The 20345-nt window shown below is 42.4% G+C and carries 16 protein-coding genes and 1 pseudogene; 9 read left to right on the top strand and 8 right to left on the bottom strand.

Going from position 1 to position 20345, the window contains the following annotated elements; genetic code table 11:
• Window positions 1-116: 116 nt before the first annotated feature.
• From cysW to tnpA, 5 genes are all read right to left on the bottom strand, one after another.
• Window positions 117-1073 (bottom strand): sulfate ABC transporter permease subunit CysW, encoded by a 957-nt coding sequence (gene cysW, locus JFC08_RS04865; protein ID WP_198329919.1) that lies wholly within the window; start codon window positions 1071-1073, stop codon window positions 117-119.
• A complete protein-coding gene (gene cysT / locus JFC08_RS04860; RefSeq protein WP_198329918.1) occupies window positions 1073-1957 on the bottom strand; it encodes a sulfate ABC transporter permease subunit CysT in 885 nt (294 codons plus the stop codon). The genes cysW and cysT overlap by 1 nt, the downstream gene beginning before the upstream one ends.
• 283 nt (window positions 1958-2240) lie before the next feature.
• Window positions 2241-3335, bottom strand: coding sequence for a sulfate ABC transporter substrate-binding protein (locus JFC08_RS04855; protein WP_198329917.1), 1095 nt, complete (start codon window positions 3333-3335; stop codon window positions 2241-2243).
• Between the two features lie 250 nt (window positions 3336-3585).
• Window positions 3586-4602 carry a sulfate ABC transporter substrate-binding protein gene (locus JFC08_RS04850; protein WP_198329962.1) on the bottom strand — a complete coding sequence of 339 codons (1017 nt, stop codon included), beginning with the start codon at window positions 4600-4602 and terminating at the stop codon, window positions 3586-3588.
• Window positions 4603-4942: 340 nt separating this feature from the next.
• Window positions 4943-5341, bottom strand: coding sequence for an IS200/IS605 family transposase (gene tnpA, locus JFC08_RS04845; RefSeq protein WP_198329916.1), 399 nt, complete (start codon window positions 5339-5341; stop codon window positions 4943-4945).
• Window positions 5342-5415: 74 nt separating this feature from the next.
• Here tnpA and JFC08_RS04840 point away from each other — a divergent pair.
• Together JFC08_RS04840 and JFC08_RS04835 are read left to right on the top strand one after the other, a co-directional pair.
• Window positions 5416-6715: pseudogene (locus JFC08_RS04840) on the top strand (RNA-guided endonuclease InsQ/TnpB family protein).
• 182 nt (window positions 6716-6897) lie between these two features.
• Window positions 6898-7413 carry a hypothetical protein gene (locus tag JFC08_RS04835; RefSeq protein ID WP_227697646.1) on the top strand — a complete coding sequence of 172 codons (516 nt, stop codon included), beginning with the start codon at window positions 6898-6900 and terminating at the stop codon, window positions 7411-7413.
• Between the two features lie 116 nt (window positions 7414-7529).
• On the opposite strand, the gene sat is transcribed toward JFC08_RS04835, so the two are convergent.
• Window positions 7530-8780, bottom strand: coding sequence for a sulfate adenylyltransferase (gene sat, locus JFC08_RS04830; RefSeq protein WP_198329914.1), 1251 nt, complete (start codon window positions 8778-8780; stop codon window positions 7530-7532).
• A 242-nt stretch (window positions 8781-9022) separates the two neighbouring features.
• On the opposite strand from sat, the gene JFC08_RS04825 reads away from it, so the two are divergent.
• The 3 genes from JFC08_RS04825 (at window position 9023) to JFC08_RS04815 (ending at window position 12031) form a co-directional block, all read left to right on the top strand.
• Entirely contained in the window at window positions 9023-10714 is a 1692-nt protein-coding gene (locus tag JFC08_RS04825; RefSeq protein WP_198329913.1) for a nitrite/sulfite reductase, read from the top strand.
• A complete protein-coding gene (locus JFC08_RS04820) occupies window positions 10707-11327 on the top strand; it encodes a DUF934 domain-containing protein (RefSeq protein WP_198329912.1) in 621 nt (206 codons plus the stop codon). The genes JFC08_RS04825 and JFC08_RS04820 overlap by 8 nt, the downstream gene beginning before the upstream one ends.
• A 65-nt stretch (window positions 11328-11392) precedes the next feature.
• A complete protein-coding gene (locus JFC08_RS04815) occupies window positions 11393-12031 on the top strand; it encodes a phosphoadenosine phosphosulfate reductase domain-containing protein (protein ID WP_198329911.1) in 639 nt (212 codons plus the stop codon).
• 167 nt (window positions 12032-12198) lie between these two features.
• Here the strand turns inward: JFC08_RS04815 and JFC08_RS04810 are convergent, their stop codons facing one another.
• On the bottom strand, window positions 12199-13014 hold the full coding sequence (locus JFC08_RS04810) for a DUF817 family protein (protein WP_198329910.1): 816 nt from the start codon (window positions 13012-13014) through the stop codon (window positions 12199-12201).
• A 390-nt stretch (window positions 13015-13404) separates the two neighbouring features.
• Here JFC08_RS04810 and JFC08_RS04805 point away from each other — a divergent pair, with 390 nt between their 5' ends.
• Window positions 13405-14355, top strand: a complete 951-nt coding sequence (locus JFC08_RS04805; RefSeq protein ID WP_198329909.1) for an acetyltransferase — start codon at window positions 13405-13407, stop codon at window positions 14353-14355.
• 258 nt (window positions 14356-14613) lie between these two features.
• Complete coding sequence (cysG, locus tag JFC08_RS04800; RefSeq protein WP_198329908.1) at window positions 14614-16218, top strand: siroheme synthase CysG; 1605 nt, start codon at window positions 14614-14616, stop codon at window positions 16216-16218.
• Window positions 16219-16322: 104 nt separating this feature from the next.
• Here cysG and JFC08_RS04795 read toward each other — a convergent pair whose 3' ends face one another.
• Complete coding sequence (locus JFC08_RS04795) at window positions 16323-16988, bottom strand: DUF4377 domain-containing protein (protein WP_198329907.1); 666 nt, start codon at window positions 16986-16988, stop codon at window positions 16323-16325.
• A 274-nt stretch (window positions 16989-17262) separates the two neighbouring features.
• Between JFC08_RS04795 and JFC08_RS04790 the strand changes: the two genes are divergently transcribed.
• Window positions 17263-18810, top strand: a complete 1548-nt coding sequence (locus JFC08_RS04790) for an exonuclease SbcCD subunit D C-terminal domain-containing protein (RefSeq protein ID WP_198329906.1) — start codon at window positions 17263-17265, stop codon at window positions 18808-18810.
• A complete protein-coding gene (locus JFC08_RS04785; RefSeq protein WP_198329905.1) occupies window positions 18810-20324 on the top strand; it encodes a leucine-rich repeat domain-containing protein in 1515 nt (504 codons plus the stop codon). The genes JFC08_RS04790 and JFC08_RS04785 overlap by 1 nt, the downstream gene beginning before the upstream one ends.
• Window positions 20325-20345: the final 21 nt, after the last annotated feature.

Here is a 20345-nt window from a genome sequence, read left to right as displayed (position 1 = left end):
GGGTTCTCTTATTATATCTTTGGTATCGTGGCAGATTTTTTAGTTACCGCCTTTACATTATTAAATTAAATCTAATGCCAGCCCTTGTGCAGACCAAGTGTAGATAATTTTGCTTATCATTTATCCGAACTTTCAGTGGTTGTTGCATCAGTAGTATTGGTAGCCTTAGTAGCGTTGGCACTTACCAGTAACTCAGGCACACTTGCCAGCCGTTCGGACTTGGCAAATTTGCGCTCTTGTAGCTTAGTCATGACTTGTTGAATAAGCAACGTCACGAGCGCCAGCGCGGCAAGTAGACTTGATAAGGCAAAAGCGGCGGTAAAGTTATAATCATTGTAAGCAATCTCAACCAGTAGTGGCATGGTATTGGTCTCGCCGCGAATATGACCAGATACCACACTCACTGCCCCAAACTCACCCATTGCCCGCGCATTGGTCAAAATTAAACCATAAAGTAGTGCCCATTTGATATTGGGTAATGTCACATGCCAAAACGTCTGCCAACCAGTTGCGCCCAAGGTCAATGCCGCTTGCTCTTCAGAGTCGCCTTGCGTCTGCATCAGCGGTATCAGCTCACGTGCTACAAAGGGAAAGGTGACAAATAAAGTAGCGAGCACGATCCCTGGAACCGCATAAATAACTTGGAATCCCATGCTCTCAAGCCAGCCGCCAATGGTGGAATTGAGTCCGAATAGTAAAACAAACATCAAACCTGCAACGACGGGTGATACTGAAAATGGCAGATCAAGCAAAGTGGTGACCAGCTGCTTACCTTTAAACTGATAGCGCGTTACTAACCATGCGATTGCGATACCCATCACCATATTGATGGGTAAGACGATAGCCGCGGTAATTAACGTCAGTTTAATGGCTTGTAAGGCTTCTGGATCAACCAGCGAGGCAATATACAACTGCCAGCCACCTTTAAAAGCTTCATAGAACACAGCCAGCAACGGAATGACCAACATGATGACCATAAATAGCACTGCGATGACGATAAAGGTAAGGCGTATCCATGGCGTATCTTTAGTCGCTGCGTTGCTCTGGTAGTCGTAGCTATTAGATATTTGCATTAGCGAGCTCCTACACGGCGCGACAGTTTCCACTGCATGATGTTAATGGTCAATAAGATCACAAATGAGATCAGTAGCATAAATAATGCAACTGCAGAAGCCCCTTGAACATCAAACTGCTCTAGTTTACTAATGATAATGAGCGGTAAAATCTCTGATTGCATGGGAATATTGCCAGCGATAAAGATAACCGAACCGTACTCGCCAGTGGCACGAGCAAACATCATCCCTGCACCCATGAGTAAAGCGGGCAACAGCTCTGGCAAAATTACTTTGCGAAACGTCGTCAAGCGATTGGCACCCAATACCGCGGCTGCCTCTTCAAATTCAACCGATAGCTCAGCGAGTACAGGCTGTACCGCACGGACAATAAAGGGAAAACTGACCACAACCAAGGCGAGCCAAATACCTATAGGTGTAAAGGCGACCTGAATGCCAAATTTATCAAACCACTGTCCAATCAAACCATTAGGGGCATAAAGGGTCGCAAGCGAAATGCCTGTGACCGCCGTTGGTAATGCAAATGGTAAATCAACTAGCGCATTAATCAACGACTTACCCCAGAACTCGTAGCGTACGAGCACCCAAGCGACCAATGTGCCAAACACCATATTGGTGAGCATCGCTAAAAACGACATCCATAAGCTTAGCTTGATAGCAGCAGTGACTTGCGGTTGACTAATCGTCTCCCAGAATCCAGTCCAACCCATCTGAGTCGTGGTGTAGGCCATCATGGCAAACGGTAATACCACCAATAGCGACAAGCTAAAGACCGTGATACCCATGCTCAGGCCGAACCCTGGCAGCACATTGCGTTGGCGCAAACGTGTTAACCACCCTTTTTTTGCAGGGGCTTTGCTGGCAGGAGATGTTTTTGCACTCATAATGATGTCCTATTGCCTAACCAATCGTACTTAGCGATGATTACTATTTATTGTTATTGCTTCACGTGGGTTTTCACTATTGATACTTAAAAAGAGCACTTAACAGAAAGCATTTAACGATGATATCGTCCATAAAACCATGCTATCAGGTAGTTATTAGTGTGCTTACGGTATAAAGGACATAGCGTATATGACCATGTCCTTTATGAGGTTCTGCATGACTAATGGTGTGACTGGCTGCATTTGCTAGCGCAGTAGCTTCTCTTATGCACTTAGCAAGTGATTACTGCGGTGCGTTAATGGCTAGCTGGTCGAATACACCGCCATCACTGAAGTAAGTACCCATGATTTCATCCCACGTGCCAAAGGCATCATTTGGACGGAAGGTTTCGATCGGTGGTAATTTATCACCATTTTTATCAAGGACGCTTTTGACGCTAGGACGCAAGTATAGATTGGCTGCTAGCTGCTGAGCAGGCTCGCTCCATAAGTAGTCAAGATAAGCCTTTGCAGCATCCGTTGTGCCTTTTTTATCTGTCACTGACTTGACAATCGCAACAGGGCTTTCTGATTTAATAGAGTACTTAGGATAAACGATGTCTACTTTACCAGCACCGAAATCAGTGGCAGCAAGGTTGGCTTCATTTTCAAAAGTCACTAGGACATCACCGATACCACGTTGAACGAATGTAGTGGTCGCGGCGCGCCCGCCATTCTCATAAACTTTGACGTTTTTAAGCATGTCTTTCACGTAGTTTTTGGCACTGGTCTCGTTTTTATCAAAAGCGTGCAAGCCATAACCATAAGCGCCCAAGAATGCATAACGACCATTACCCGTCACTTTTGGATTGGCCATGACAATCTCAACGCCTTCTTTGGTCAAGTCTTCCCAGTCATTGATACCTTTTGGATTGTCTTTACGGACTAGGAATACGATGGTGCTGGTAAAAGGAACGGCATTGTCTGGGAATTTACTTTCCCAATCTGACTCAACCAAACCCTTTTTCTCAAGTAACTCAATATCAGAGCCTTGGTTCATGGTAGCGACATCTGCTTGCAGACCATTGGCAACCGACAGCGCTTGTTTGCTTGAGCCACCATGTGACTGCTTGATTAGAATATTGCTGTTTGGATTTTCCGCTTTATAATGCTCAACGAATAATGGGTTGTAGTCTTTATAAAAGTCACGTGCCACATCATATGAGACGTTCAGTAGCTCAATATTTTGACCTTCTGTGGCAGCGGTGCCATCTGCATTAGCAGTCGTCTCTGTCTCGCTATTGCTACAGCCAGCCAGCCCCAAGGTTAATGCAACGCCTGCAATGCTCAAGACGTTACGTTTTTTACTTTTTTGTTGATAGTGCAAAGCGTATGTCATAAATCCCTCAAAGGTATCTGTTAAGTAATGCAAGTATGCTAACAGTGCCATCTTATTATGTTTAATGATGAATATGCGTATGTTATTGCCAAAATGGAATAACAAAGGGATAAATACAAGGTTATCAATCACTTAAATAGTATCGTTAATACATAACGCTGACACACTACTAACTACCCGCTCTGGCTCATACAAATTGAGCACTTTGAGTATGTATCAGGCCATTGACAATCTCTTGATAAACGGCTCCCTACTTCACTCTTGCCAGCTGATCAAAACGCCCACCATCGACAAAGAAAGTGCTCATGATCTGCTCCCAAGAACCAAACACTGCTACCGGCTCAAAAGTCTCAATATCAGGCAAAGTTGCTTTGTGAGCTGCCAGCACTTGTGGGTTACTTGGACGCATATACATCTCTGCCATCAGCTCTTGTGCTGGGGTGTCCCATAAGCCTTTTAAGTAAGCATTCGCCGCTGCCGTCTTGCCGTCTTTGTCAGTGACGGCTGTTACGACCGCCACTGGGTTCGCAATCACAATAGAATAACTGGGATAAACGATATTGACCTGTCCTTTGGCAAATTGCTTGGCGGCTAAATGCGCTTCATTTTCGGTCGTGATGAGCACATCGCCCAGCCCGCGCTGAGTAAAGCTGGTCGTTGCGGCGCGTGCGCCATTGTCATAAGTGACCACGTTTGCCAGTAGCTTTTTGATAAAATCATCCGTTTTGGCAGGACTTTGCATCGTTTCTTTAAATTGATGTAATCCGTAACCATAAGCACCCAAAAACGCATAACGCGCGGTGCCACTGGTTTTCGGGTTTGGTATCACTACGTCGATATCGTTACGCGCCAAGTCCGACCAGTCTTTGATGTTTTTGGGGTTACCATCGCGCACCAATAACACCATGATACTGGTATAAGGCACCGCATTGTTCGGGAACGCTTGCTGCCAATCAGCTGTGACCAAGCCTTTTTTCACCAACAGATTCATATCACTTTCTTGGTTTAAAGTGACTACATCTGCTTGCAGACCATTGGCAACCGACAATGCTTGTTTGCTTGACCCACCATGTGATTGGTTGATATTGACCTGACTGTCTGAATGCTTTTGTTGATAATCTGCGCTAAATAAAGCGTTATAATCTTTATAAAAATCGCGTGATACATCATAAGAGACATTTAATAAACTGATATTTTTTGCATCACCTGTCGCGTTCGAGCCGTCTTGTTGAGTGGCTTCGGTAGGATTACAGCCTGTCATTAGCATGGCAAAGGCTAGTACGCTACCAACTTTAACACTGATATTGGCGAGCGGCGTTGGCGTCTTTTTATCCTTAATAAATGTATGGAGGTTAGCAAAATGATGCTTTTGAGATATTTGCTGAATACTTTTGTTATCTGGTTGCATGAGTGCTCTCGATAATTTTGATAGAAGCGTTTTCCACAGCATTAACAATCTTATTAATGCGCATAATTCTTTGGATGCGGTTCTATAGATAATGAGAAATATGCTAACAGCATGTGAGTTAAATGCTTAGTGACAAATGCGCTTATCGAGTGATTAACTTGGCATAAGTCATTTTATTAATTATTTTACAAGGCTTAGGCTAGCCTCGCTGATTCTGAATATATTGCTTAATAATATCTAATGGCGCACCACCACAAGAGCTTGCAAAATAAGATCGGGACCAAAGCACCGGCTTGGCATAAGCTGCTCTTAACTCAATGAAATCGCCTCTCATTCGTCTACTTGTGACTGACTTTAGATTATTAACCAACTTGCTTAACTGCACCGTTGGCGGATACTGAATAAGCATGTGAATGTGATCTGCCTCACCGTTACACTCCTTTAGCTCAGCGTCAAAACTTTTACAGACCTCAGCAACACACTCACTAAAATAATCATGATGCAACTCAACTAAAGCTTTTTTTCGGTACTTGGTAAAAAAAACCAAATGAACGTGCAGGTTAAAGGCGGCATAGCGATTTTTATATATCTCACTCATTGTAATAAATACCCTTAAGTGCTAGAATTATAAGCATAATATCAAATACACACTCATTAATAAAGAAAGTGTTTATGAAGATCAACAAAGCGTATAAATTTAGGCTTGAGCCTAATACGGAGCAAACGGTTATTTTAAATAATCTTGTCGGCTCTGCGCGTTTTGTTTGGAATCAAATGCTGGTAATCTCATTTGAGATGTTTGCTAACAACGAGTTTATTAATGCCACCAATCTGGTTAATAAAATTATAGATTTAAAAAGTAATCCTGATTTTAATTTCCTAAAAACCAGTTCAAATGCGGTGGCTTTACAACAAAAAGTACGTGATCTCGCCTCTGCTTGGTCACGTTTTTTTGACCCCAAAGTCCATGCCAGGTTAAAAGAAAATAAAAAGAAACTCCGTAAACCCAAGTTCTTTAAATTGGCTGATGGATCGGAGATCCAACTACGCCCACTGATGCCAAGATTTAAGCACAAGTCCGATGGCTGCGACTCAATTCGCTTGGTTCAGTTTGATAAATATTGCCGTGTTGAGGACAATCGAGTCAAACTACCCAACGGTATTGGCTTGGTGAAGTTTAGAAAATCCCAAAACATTATCGGCACCATCAAAAACGTCACCATCAGCAAGAAATCAGGGCGCTGGTACGTGTCGTTTGGGTGTGAACGTGAACTGGCTGAGAACCCTCGGCATCCTGCCATAAGCGCTATTGGGTTAGACATGGGTATCAGCAAACTACTCACCACCTCAAATGGTGAATACATCAAACCTAAAAACAGCTTTAAAGCCAATCAACTCAAGCTTGCTAGATTACAGCGTCAATTAATCAAGAAAGTAAAATTCAGTGAAAACTGGAAAAAGCAAAACCGTAAGATACAGAAATTGCACCATCATATCGCCAATATTCGTCATGACTACTTGCATAAAATCACCACCAGCATCAGCAAAAACCACGCTATGATTGCTTGTGAGGACTTAAAAGTAGCCAATATGTCGAAGTCTGCAAGCGGGTCGATGGAGAAAAAAGGTTATAATGTCAAAGCCAAATCAGGATTGAATAAATCAATTTTGGATCAAGGCTGGGTCAATATGCTTGAGTACAAGCAGCAATGGCAAGGTGGGCTGCTAGTGAAAATCAATCCACGTTACACCAGCCAAACCTGCTTTAACTGCAAGCATGTCGCCAAAGAAAATAGACAAACTCAATCAAAATTTGAGTGCGTCCAATGTGGTTATGTTGCGAACGCAGATGTTAACGCGGCTCGCAACATATTAGCGGCAGGGCATGCCGTGTTGTCTGCGGAGGGAAGATGCGGTAAAGGGTCGCCCGTTGAAACAGAAAACTTGTGATATTCGTGAGAATGTTGCCTAAGAGCGTTTGCTTTTAGAATCCCCCACTTGAGCTTGGCGAAAGTGGTGGGAGTATGTCAAATAGACGAGCCTTTATGTAAACGATACTATCTCTAATATCCTTACAGCCATGCTGTTAGGCGTTTCGTTTAGATAACGACCATTCCTCTTAATCACTCCTTTATCAAAGGTACTTAAATGATCATGTCTCCACCTCGTGCCGCTCGTCACTCACGCTTTTTTTCGGTATTTTTCACCGCATCGGCGGCTCTGTTTGCCTTAAGTGGCTGTAATAACGTGACACCTAGCGTGAATCACCAAGCCGTAAAACAACCAATAGCCGATGTCATGCCAGCTGTGCAAGCAGTCGTTGGAGATTATGCTGATGAAGGTTATGAAAAGCGCGCGCAAGGCTATGATTGGGTTGGCGTCATGGTACGGGCAGAGAGTGATCAGCAAATCAACATAAAGGTTCGCGCCCGTAGCGATATTAAAAAGCCCAGTTGCCAGTTTGATGGCAAGGCGACATTAATGGGTCAAGATGACGCGCACGGCATTATTTTCCAAAGCAAAGTCAATGACAGTACGGCATTCTTTCAATTTAAGGATGATAAGCTGACTATTGATAGTCAAGATAAATACGCGTTGAATTATTTTTGTTCGGGCGGTGGCACATTGGTCGGTGAGTATCAAAAGCTGACAACAGATTTAGAGATTTAATAGATAACGAACGCTAGTTTAGGCAAGAGGCGTTGAAAACCAGTATCAAAAAAAGGTGTCAGACTTATCGTCTGACACCTTTTTTTGATACTGGTTTGTATGCTGATAATCTTGGTTTACACCGCAGAGGCACCAACCAATTTTACTTCAGCACGTTCCTCTCTTGCGATACCAGCATAATAATCACGCAAAATTTGTAGTACTTCTGGACGGCTAAAGTTGTCTGGTACTTCTTCATCTTCTGATAGCGCTTTACGCAGCTTGGTACCTGATACTTTAACGTGTTCAGACGCTTCATGCGGGCAAGTCTTGTCGGAAGCCATGGCATTACAGGCATTACACCAGAACGTCCAGCCAATTTTGAGTGGTTGAGTGATAAGATCATCTTTACCAACCTGTTCAAAAATCGTTTGTGCATCAAATGCACCATAATAATCGCCGACACCAGCATGGTCACGACCAACAATCAAGTGGCTACAGCCATAGTTTTGACGGAATACGGCATGCAACAGTGCTTCACGTGGACCGGCATAGCGCATATCTAGCGGATAACCTGCTTGAATAACAGTGTCTTGTCTAAAGTAATTATCAATCAAGGTTTTAATGGCTTCTTGGCGCACGTCGGCTGGGATATCACCAGGTTTCAATGCCCCTAGCAATGAATGAATCAATACGCCATCACAGATCTCAATTGCAATTTTTGCCAAATACTCATGTGAGCGATGCATTGGATTACGCGTTTGGAAAGCAGCAACCGTTTTCCAACCTTTAGCGTCCAAAATAGCACGCGTTTCTGCTGGCGTTTTGTAGATTTCTGGATATAACGTTGGGAACTCGCCTTCGCTCAATACCTCGACACTACCTGCAATATTGACTTCGCCTTGCTCTAAAACTTGTTGTACGCCCGGATGTTCTGGGTCTGTTGTGGTGAATACTTGCTGACACTCATGCTTTTTATCGATGGTATAGGTTTCTTCTACCGTCAAGATACCCATGATTTCGCCGTCTTGAGCGATCAAGGCTACTTTATCGCCTTGACTCAAACTATCTGCAGTCGCTTTTGGTGCAGACAAGGTGATCGGAATTGGCCAAAACAGACCCGCATTGTCACCACTTTGCAAACGCATATCATCAACCACACCCTGCCAATCTGCTTGATTCATAAAGCCATTCAATGGCGTAAAGCCGCCAATACCAAACATGATTAAATCACCACGCTCACGTGAGCTTAGCGTAATGGTCGGCAATGTGCTGGCAAGTTTCAATGCTTGTGCGCGTGCCTCAGCATTCAACAATAGTGGCTTCAGCTCAGTACTGCCATGTGGAGGAACGAGTTTTGATGGTTGCTTAGAGGTGATAGATGTCATATTGATTTATAACCTTTATGGGTAGTGATAAGTTTGATAAGCATAGGCTACCTAACTTTCGTTATGAAAATTTATGCTGTGTTTGGATATACATATGTCTTAAAGGAATTTATGTTTATAGACGCAAGCTTATATGATGTGACTCTGAATGGTTTACCTTGCGACTGGCAATAAGACCGATTACACACGCAAATCATTTTCGTCACTGCTTTTAAGACTAAAAACAAAATTGAGATTACGTCATGTATCAATATAATTACGCTGACCAAACCTTGGTAGAAGAACGAGTCGCTCAGTTTCGCGACCAAACCGAACGGTTTTTGGCAGGTGAGCTGCCAGAAGAGCAATTTTTGCCGCTGCGCTTGCAAAACGGCCTTTATATTCAGCGTTATGCACCGATGTTGCGTATCGCCATTCCTTACGGGCTACTTGCCAGCTACCAATTGCGAAAATTGGCTGAGATTACTCGTAAATATGACAAAGGTTATGGGCACTTCACTACCCGTACCAATATCCAGCTGAATTGGCCAAAGCTAGAAGACGTGCCTGATATTTTGGCAGAGCTGGCATCAGTACAGATGCATTCGATCCAAACCTCGGGCAACTGTATTCGTAACACAACCACCGATCCATATGCTGGTATCCATAAAGAAGAAATCGCTGATCCACGTCCCTATTGTGAGATTATTCGTCAGTGGTCAACCTTCCATCCTGAGTTTGCTTTTTTACCGCGTAAATTTAAGATTGCCGTTATCGGGACCAATGATGACCGCGCGGCAACCCAAGTACATGATGTGGGTCTGCATATCAAAACCAACGATGAAGGCGAGATTGGCTTTGAAGTATTGGTCGGTGGCGGTCTAGGACGTATCCCAGTCCTTGGTAAAGTCATCAATAAGTTCTTGCCGCGTCAGCATCTGCTGAGTTATTTAGACGCTATCTTGCGTGTCTATAACTTGCACGGTCGCCGTGACAAAGGCAGCAAATACAGATCACGTATCAAGATTTTGGTCGAAAGCATGGGCGGCCCATCATTTGCTAAGTTGGTCAATGCCGAGTGGGAATCCCATACTAAAGACGGTCCACTTACGTTGACTGATGAGAACTTTGCGACCGCGAGCAGCTTCTTTAGTGAGCCTGACTATGCATCGTTTGACGCATTGCAAGTACAGTCTGAGCTACAACAGCAACTGAGTGCTGATAAAGACTTTGCCAATTGGTATAACCAAAACACGGTGGCGCATAAAGTCGCTGGTTATCGTGCGGTCGTTATTTCGCTCAAAGCAGGCTTGATCGATGGCAAATATGTGCCCTCTGGTGATGTCAGCGAGTCGCAGATGGATGCACTGGCTGATCTGTCTGACAAATACAGCTTTGGTGAACTGCGTGGTACTTATCAGCAGAATCTGGTATTCGCTGATGTGCGAACCAACACTCTCTATGAATTGTGGCAGCAGCTAGCAGAGTTGCATTTAGCACGCGCTAATATTAATACCCTAACAGATATGATTGTTTGCCCAGGTTGGGACTACTGCTCGCTTGCTAATGCGACCACGCATAACATCGCTGAACAGATCGAAAAACAGTTCGATGATCTGGACTATCTGTATGATTTGGGTGAGATTCGCTTAAACATGTCTGGTTGTATCAATGCTTGTGCGCACCATCATACAGGTGACATTGGTATCTTGGGTGTCGATAAAAAAGGTGAGCATTGGTATCAGATCAGCATTGGTGGCAATTCCAGTGACGATGCCAAACTTGGCAAAATATTAGGTAAATCTGTCCCTGCTCTTGAGGTTGCCAATACCATACAGCAGATCGTCGATGTCTATGTAGACTTGCGTGCCAGCACCGACAATGATGTCGAAAGCTTTGGTCAATTGGTTGAGCGCGTTGGTATTGATCCATTTAAGGAGAAGGTCTATGGCTAATCATCATATTTTGGACAGTCATGGCACAGATATCAGCAGTCAAGATAACTGGCATGTGCTCACTACGGACGCGCTACCAGAGAGTATTGTATCGACAAACATCACGTTGCTTGAGTTGCTACAAAGGCAAGAAAAGCCCGATGTGATTGTACCGCTCGCTGACCTATTAGACGAATCAGGCGCGCAGGTCGGTGGTCTGGTTAAAGAGGTTTATGAGCTGATTGTACAGCACAGTAGTCGACTTGGATTGTGGGTGACGGCTGACACCGATGCTGATGCGTTAGAAGGTCTTAGTGATTTCTTATCAACGCAGGCGCTTATCGTTATCGATGTACCTAAATTCGCTGATGGTCGCAACTTTAGCTTTGCACGTACCCTACGCCAAATTGGCTACCAAGGTGAGATTCGGGTGGCTGGCGCGTTTGGCCGTGATCAAATCGCGTATCTACTGCGCATGGGTGTTGATAGCTTTGTATTGAGCGAGCATGACATGCAGCCAGACTCTAAATTCGGTATTGAGCACGCATTTACTGCCCTTGCCAGTAGTTATGATGGACAAAGTGCTTCGGATTTACCGATGTTTGCTAAACCGTCAGAACCCTCAATTGCCTAGCTTTAACAATGATCATAAATTTTTTAATCAACGATTTTATATTAACAACCATTAAGGAAGGTATTATGAGCCAATTACATCCAAGTTTAGACCTCGACCAAGCCAACCAAGACCTGCAAGGTAAGTCACCTGAGCAAATCGTTGAGTGGGCACTGACTCAAGCAAAAAATCCAATCATCACGACTAACTTCCGCCCATACGAGTCAGCGATTCTGCATTTGGTGGCCAAACAGCGCCCTGACATCACGGTATTGTGGGTAGACTCAGGCTACAATACTGATGCGACCTATCAATTTGCCAATAAAGTCATCCGTGATTTAAACTTAAACGTCATCACCTATATTCCTAAGCAAACGGCAGCGTATCGTGACGCGACCATGAACGGTATCCCAGGTATCGACAACCCACAGCATGATGAATTCACTGACCAAGTAAAATTAGAGCCCTTCCGCCGTGCGCTAGATGAGTTAAAGCCAGATGTTTGGTTTAATGCGATTCGTAAAGATCAAACTGAATTCCGCCAAGGTCTTGATGTGCTTAGCTTGTCAAAAGATGGCGTCTTAAAAGTAGCGCCATTGTTTGAAAACACTGACGCCGATTTAGATGTTTATCTCGAAGAGCATCACTTACCGAATGAATTTGATTACTTTGATCCAACGAAAGTAGAAGAAAGCCGTGAGTGTGGTTTGCATACGCAGCTTTAGGTATTTCGTAGCTTTAGGTATTTCGTAGCTTTACGATAAAAACACTTCTTAGATATAAGAGGTGTTTTTTTATTGTCATAGTAGATTCAATATTCAGTCCCACAAAATTTGAATATATCATTCAATCGCTACCGCCAAAACAATGAGGACACACGTAAGTATCAAAATTATCGAGCTAACTGCCAACCGCCTTTCTCATCCCTTTTACCCATGACTGCCAAAACCAACACTAGACTTAACATAAGTAATAAGTACCAAGAGCCCAGCTTACCCCAACCTACCATATGCCATGCATTTGCTTGTGACGGATAACGCCAAATATTGGTAAAAGTAGCAATATTTTCTGCCAACCAAACCAAAAAAGCGAGGAACAACAGTAATGGTAAAAATGGACATTGATATTGCTTGGTATCATGCAATTGAAGATTATTTTTGTGATGGATTTGAAAAAACACTCTGGTTTTCCAAAATAAAATTATCGAAGCGATGAACAATATATTGCGAATATCAGGGACAAAAAACTTAGTGAAGAAGTTGGCATAAGAAAAAATAACCAATACACTCACCCATAGTAAACGTGGCAAGTCGGTAAAAGAGGCATTAAACAATCTTAAGCCACGCGCTAAAAAACTACCTACGGCCGAATACATAAAACCGGCAAAAAGTGGCACAGTGGCAACTCTAAAAATGGATGGTTCAGGATAATACCAAGAACCAATTTTGGGATGGGTTAAAAACAACTCCATTGCCATGGCCATGATATGAAAAATAGCAATGACCCATACCTCACGTGGTGTCTCTAATTTGAAATAAACCAAAAAAACCTGAATAATCAAAGCATAAGCCAACAACAGATCATAGCGATAGATACCAGAAATTGACCAACTTATTTGATGAGTCAGTACAAAAGCCAATAATAAAAGTATGCCAAACAAAGCAGACGCTAAACTCAGCGCGGCGCCACGCGGAATAATGTTCAACACCTTAGATTAGCACTACAATCATATTGACTACCGTTTATTGCTTTAACAGCTCGCTTAATACGCTATGGTGAACCATGACATACATCCTCCTATTCCTCACAATAGCTTATTATATAAAGTATTCATTAGAGGCCGCTAAACTATAGCAAATACTCCGCTTAATAGACAATTTTCTATTATTTTTGAATATCTCTATCTGTATAAAGAAGTCAGTATTTGAATAATTAACGTTTCTTGAACGTTTTATTGTCTAACATTGCGGTATTCTATGGCTTGCCTCAGTGGCTGCTCAGCATTAAACCGACGCTGTAAAGCCACATCATGGACAAAGTTACTCATCCTTTTTTATTTCCTTATAGGCACTCGCGCTCATTAATATGGATATTTATTATGTCTTTTATAAAAAAAATCGATTCACTCTATGAAAAACTGCACGATAAGCTACCAGCGGTAGGCAAGACCGCCTCTTTTTTAACTGGTACGAGTGTTCTTACTGCCAATAGTGCAATGGTGGGCTTGCCCATCTGGACTTTGGGAGCGGCAAAAGTATTGACAGGAGCAAAAGCTGCGGATGATGCGCTGATTGCGATTACCAAATACTGGATTAATAGTAATAACGCCGTCATTGATCATGCCCTACCTCACAAAGACTGGCGCATTAACCTGCCTGACGATCTGAGCGAAGACAAACAGTATCTATTGGTAAGCAACCATCAATCATGGGTTGATACCAGCATTGTGCAATATATCAGCCAAGATACGTTGCCTCTGACACGGTTTTTTACCAAGTTTAATCTGATTTATATTCCTGTTATCGGTCAAGCCTTTTATTTCTTAGACTTTCCGATGATGAAGCGCTTTTCTGCCAAAGCGATGGCCAAGAATCCAGAGCTTAAAAAACAAAACTTGCTTGAGGCTAAGCGTGCCTGTCGTCAATTAAAAAACAAACCTTTCGCGCTATTAAACTATTTGGAAGGCACGCGCTTTACCCCAGAAAAACACGACCAGCAAAAATCCCCTTATCAGCATTTGTTAAAACCACGGGCTGGCGGTTTGTCATTAGCCATTAATGCGTTAGGCAATGAGTTGGATTCTATCTTGGACGTGACCATTGTCTACCCAGACGGCGCGCCTGACTATGATGATTTATGGAAAGGTAATATTCGCCGTTTGGGCGTCGATGTGACTCGCTTAAAGATACCAGATGAATTATTTGCTGCCATCATGGACGGCGGCTATGACCGTGATGAAACCACCAAAAAAATGATGTTTGACTGGTTAGAGGATATCTGGCAACAAAAAGATGCCCGTATGACTAAGATGCTGAGTGAGTTTGAGTAGGTTTTTGTACGTGGTCAAATCTCATTATTGCTAATATCTAATGCAAAAATCTAATCTACATGACAGCCACAAGCTTTGACGTAAGCCTGTGGCTTTTTTAGTTCTGTATTTCACGCCTTACCTATTCCCTTTTACACCAAAAACCCTCACCAACATGACAAAAACGAATATGCTAATGCCAATTCGCTACGTGAGCGTATGCCTGTGATACCTCATAATAGCGACATACCTTACATTGAATGAATTACAGGTAATCCTATGAACACCTTTCCATTATTTTTTAAATTAGAAGACCGTAAAGTACTCATTGTTGGCGGCGGTGATGTGGCGCTACGTAAAGCAGATTTGCTCAGCCGTGCTGGCGCGTGCATCACTGTTCTTGCGCCAAATATCTGTGTTGAACTACAAGCCTTGCTCAGTGACAGTAAGCACGCACTCATTTATGAGAATTATAATAAAACTTATATGACAGGCGCACGCGTCATTATCGCTGGCACGGATGACGAAGCGCTGAACCATCAAATTCATGCCGATGCTACGGCATTAAATATCCCTGTAAACGTCGTCGATACGCCACATTTATGCGATTTTATCTTCCCTGCGATTGTTGATCGCAATCCAATCGTGATTGGCATATCGTCAAACGGCAAAGCGCCAGTGTTGGCACGTCTATTACGCGCTCGCCTCGAAACCTTGATTCCACAAGGCTATGGTAAATTGGCAAAGCTTGCTGGGGATTTTCGTAGCGAAGTGAAAACTAAAATACCTACGCTGACAGGACGCAGGCAGTTTTGGGAAAAAGCATTTGAAGGTCCAGTCAGTCAGCTGATGTTTGCTGGTAATGAAGATGAAGCGGCGGCACAATTACAAGCCGATTTAGATAAAACAGCATCAATTATCACTGAAAAACATACAGAAAATGATATATCCACAGAACCTCAAACCCTACAAAATAATGTAGGCGAAGTCTATATCGTTGGTGCAGGCCCAGGTGACCCAGAGCTGCTCACTTTTAAAGCGCTGCGTTTGATGCAACAAGCGGATATCGTCTACTATGATGCGCTCGTCTCACCGCAAGTGTTAGATCTATGCCGCCGTGATGCTGATAAAGTATTTGTTGGCAAAAAACGCAGCAATCATGCAGTAGCGCAATTAGGCATTAATGAATTGTTGGTCAATAGTGCTAAAGAAGGTCGCCGTGTGGTGCGTCTGAAAGGCGGTGATCCCTTCATCTTTGGGCGGGGCGGCGAAGAAATTGAGAGCTTGCGTGCGCACAGTATCCCTTATCAAGTCGTCCCCGGCATTACCGCTGCCAATGCCGCCGCAAGCTATGCTGGCATTCCGCTGACCCATCGTGACCATTCACAGTCGGTACGTTTTGTCACTGGATTTTTAAAGGCTGGCGCGCCCAATAGTAATTTTAAGAGCTTTTTGAATACGGATGAAACAGTCGTATTTTATATGGGATTGCATTCGCTGGCGCGTTTGACGACAGGCTTGATTGATGCAGGGCGCAGTAGTGATACCCCGATTGCCATTGTCTCCAATGCCAGCATGCCCAATCAGCAGGTATTAACGGGAACGCTTGCCGACATCGTTGAGTTGCAAGAAAAAAACCAGCTACCCACGCCAGCCTTGCTCATTATGGGAGACGTGGTCGCACTCCATCATGATTTGGCTTGGTATAATTTGCAAAATCAGCAGAAAAACAACAATAGTGACACCACAGCTAGTAACTGGCTACGTGGTGGCACAGCGGCTACACCAAAGGCAAATCATACTAGCCAGCAAGCCCATGCGTTATCTATGGTGGCTAATTTGGCAACGGCTGATGATGGTTTGGAGCAGTTAGTGATTGGTTGACGTATGATCTTCAATTTCTAAAAAGCCCTGCCAGTAGATTAGTAGGGCTTTTTAGTATTTAGTATAACGCTATTGATCTTTTATGAGCTATTCATTTTTAACAATTAAGATTTGGTCTTTTGTTTCTCAATGACTTTTATTAGCGTGCTATGAATTGATGATGCGTCAGCAGGCGGATTGCTAATAGGTGTATTCTTAATGAGCAAAGTGTATTCATAATTAGGTTCAAAATCAAAACCTTCTATACCACTATATCGATACTCCCAGTCGGCGTTAGCTTGTTCAGCAGGCTTAGTCAGTAAGCATGATTGCGGCGCAACACCGACACAGTCTACTTGATGGTCAGCGATGATAATTTTACGCAAAATATAAGGCATCGCATGGACAGTAATGTGGCGCTTACTATCTATCTCTGATTGTGATGTCGATTGCTCTCCCATCACTTCAACATAATCGCCTATGGTTAATTTCTGCATTTGATGGGCGTTTTTCTGAGCAAAGTTGGCTTTACTGATTTCTGCGGTATACGTCTGTCCATCCTGAGCGACGATAGTGACTTTTTGCTGCTCTCTGTCTTGCGAGATGACGTCAATCACTTGACCAATGATTGCGTCAGAATGACTCGGTTTGATCGAATGGAAAAACGCGGTGCTATCTTTTATTTGACTCACACTGGTTTTATTATTCATATTTGCTTGCTCATAACTGCTACAAGCAGCCAAAGAGGAAGTGGCAATTAAAGCCAATGTGCATAATCTGATCAACGACATAACATACCCTTATATTAATAATGGCTTGGATGTTACTAAATATGGACCTTTTCTAGTACCATTCATTTGTTACTTAATACTATTAAAAATCCGCTTTGTTAATCAGCTTTTTTAAATAGCCATTATTTTTAATAAACGATCATCGTTTCATTTACGGCTAAATGTCACTACTCATTCTTATCTACTTTGCTTTACTGGTAAGTTTATAACAAAGCAAATCGCACCAATTCTTGCTAGAATAATCGATGTCTTTTATCCATCATGAAACTCAATTATGCCTGTATCTACTACCAAACCTCTCACTATCCTTCATACTTCCGACTGGCATTTGGGGCGCAGGCTTTATGGACGAATGCGTTATGCCGAATTTGAGTCGTTTTTAGATTGGTTGCAAGACACCATTAGCCTACAGAAAGTGGATATACTAATCGTTGCTGGTGATATCTTTGACACCATGACCCCAAGCAATAGAGCTCAAGCGCTATATTATGGATTTTTAGGTAAGGTTTCAAAATCATGCTGTCAACATATCGTTATCGTCGCAGGTAACCACGATTCGCCGACATTTTTAGATGCACCAAGTAACGTACTCAAGTTTTTAAACGTCCATGTTATTGGTACTGCTTGTGAAGACTTAAACGATGAAGTATTGGTGTTAGACGATACAAATGGAAACCCGCATTGTATTATTGCGGCTGTTCCCTATTTGCGTGATCGTGATGTCCGTAGCAGTAGTGCTGGCGAGTCGGCTGATAGCAAAGACGCCAATGTCATTAAAGGCATTCGTGCCCATTATGATGAAGTAGCTAGCATTGCTAAAGCGAAGCAAGCTCAATTAGTTGAAGTATACCAGCATCACATTCCCATCATTGCCACAGGGCATCTATTTGCAGCTGGTGGCACCACCACTGATGATGATGGTGTGCGTGAGCTTTATGTCGGCTCACTCGGTAAAATTTCTGCTGACATGTTCGATGAAATTTTTGACTACGTTGCACTTGGACATTTGCACGTACCGCAACGCGTCGGTGGTCGTGAGAGCATTCGCTATTCAGGCTCGCCAATCGCGATGGGATTTGGTGAGGCTAAGCAACAAAAGCAAGTATTACTGGTACAGTTTGGTAATGAAAAATTCATGAATGATAGTGTTATTAATAGCTCAGACCTACAAACGGAAGTTACTCCTGCGGAAAATAAGAAAACCTTGAGCAGTACTAAGAGCAATAACGACTTTATGGATGACTTATTTGGCTTTGAAGATACTTCTAAAGAGGAAATTATATCGTTATCAGAATCAGAAAGTAACGACCCTCTAAGTAGTAATCACCAGTTATTACCTCAACTTACGAGAGATAAAAACCCTAGTAAAGATTCGACATTGCTGCATCACGACACTGACCGTGACATGCAAGTCCTCTCTGTCCCCATTCCTTGTTTTCAGTCATTAGCGCAAGTCTCAGGTGATATGCAAACCATTGAGACAACCATTCATACGCTGACGCAGTCGTGCTCATCGTTAGAGTCAACTTGGCTTGAAGTTATTTATACTGGCGATGACATTGTTGCCAATCTGCGTGAACAAATAGAAGCTATAGTAGACGGCTTGCCATGTGAGGTACTGAAAATCAAAAACCTTTCCACTTATGATAAGGTGCTCAATCAAGAGTCAGCCTCTGAAACCTTACAAGATTTAAATGAGTTAGAAGTATTTGAACGCTGTCTGACGCTTAATGAGGTAACAGACGCGCAGAAGCTGAGCCTACGCGACGCTTATGAGCAAATACTGCATGCCATTCATCATACAGACAGTAGAGCAGAATAATGACCGAACAAAATTGGGATACAAAGTACGAAAAATTAAAACCGATTATTGATTGGGCTATTAAAAATAATATTTCAGAAGACATTATTCCAAGAAGCGTCAGACAATTGGATCAAGTCACAGAAATAAATATGGCGTCCAAGCAAATAAATGATCTGCCCGATAGTTTTGGCAATCTTATTAACCTTACTACGCTTGATGTGAGCCTTAACAACTTAACGACCTTACCTGATAATTTTAGCAACCTTATTAATCTCACTAAGCTTAACCTGAATTTTAATAGTTTGAAGAATCTGCCTGATAGTATAGCTAGCCTGACACAACTAACTCAGTTAGCTTTTGCAAATAATACGTTAACACACTTACCCAGTTGTATTTACAACCTTACTAAACTAGAAGTTCTTGAAGCTTCTGATTGTGGATTACTTGAACTACCAAGCTGGATTGGTGCACTACAGCAACTAAAAACACTAAGTGTACATGAAAATAACCTCTCCTCTCTGCCTGATAGCATTGGTGATCTCACCGCGCTGGACGAGCTGATGCTATCTGACAATAAACTCAAAGAATTACCAGATAGTATGAACAAATTAACCCAGCTTTCACTACTGAGTATTGGTAACAACAGCTTCAGTCAATTCCCTGAAATCATTACTGAGCTTTATCTATTAGAGCATCTTGAAATCTCTGAAAACAACCTGTCTCACATACCTAATGATATTAGTAAGCTTACCGAGCTATCTATCATTAATGCTAGCGATAACAATCTTACTCAATTTCCTGAAGCTTTGTATAATGTTCCTTCACTAGTAAATATTCATCTGCCTAATAATCAGATATCAAATATCACATCTAATATCTCTAATTTGACACAATTACACACGCTTAATCTGGATTTTAATCAGCTCACTGAACTTCCAAGATGCACACAAGTAACACTGCTTAGCGTAAATAACAACCAAATTGAGCGATTACCCAATAGTTTTAGGGATTTTTCTGAGTTATACGGATTGTCGTTGAATAATAATAAAATCACTGAGTTTCCAAATGACATTCAAGTAGGTCTATTAACACTTAGTGGTAATAAAATATCCATATTACCTGACAGTATTGGCAATATATCGACGTTGACTGTTCTAGCACTCGAAAACAATCAAATAACCACATTGCCTAGTAATATAGGCTGTCTCCATCAATTAGCAGTTCTTTTACTAGACAACAATCAACTCACTGAACTTCCAGATAGCATTGGTGATTTAATAGAGTTAGAGCAACTGACACTAGACAACAATCAACTTAATGAGTTTCCAGATAGTATTGGCCAGCTAACTAACCTCAGTGTACTTAATTTTGAACACAATAATATTAAAGTGCTACCTAAAAGCTTTCAAAAATTAATTCAGTTACCCAGCCTTATTGTCATCTTGGATGACTACAAACCCTCTATATTCAAATCTATAAGTAATTTTATTTTCCGTTTTTTTATCAAGCCTTTTAAGCGAATCCCTGCTTAATAATGATGACAAAAAATAAAA

The organism is Psychrobacter cibarius (genome assembly GCF_016107535.1).
In the GTDB taxonomy this organism is placed as follows: domain Bacteria; phylum Pseudomonadota; class Gammaproteobacteria; order Pseudomonadales; family Moraxellaceae; genus Psychrobacter; species Psychrobacter cibarius.
The sequence above is the reverse complement of the archived record's forward strand: the minus strand, read 5'-3'. Positions and strand labels throughout refer to the sequence as shown.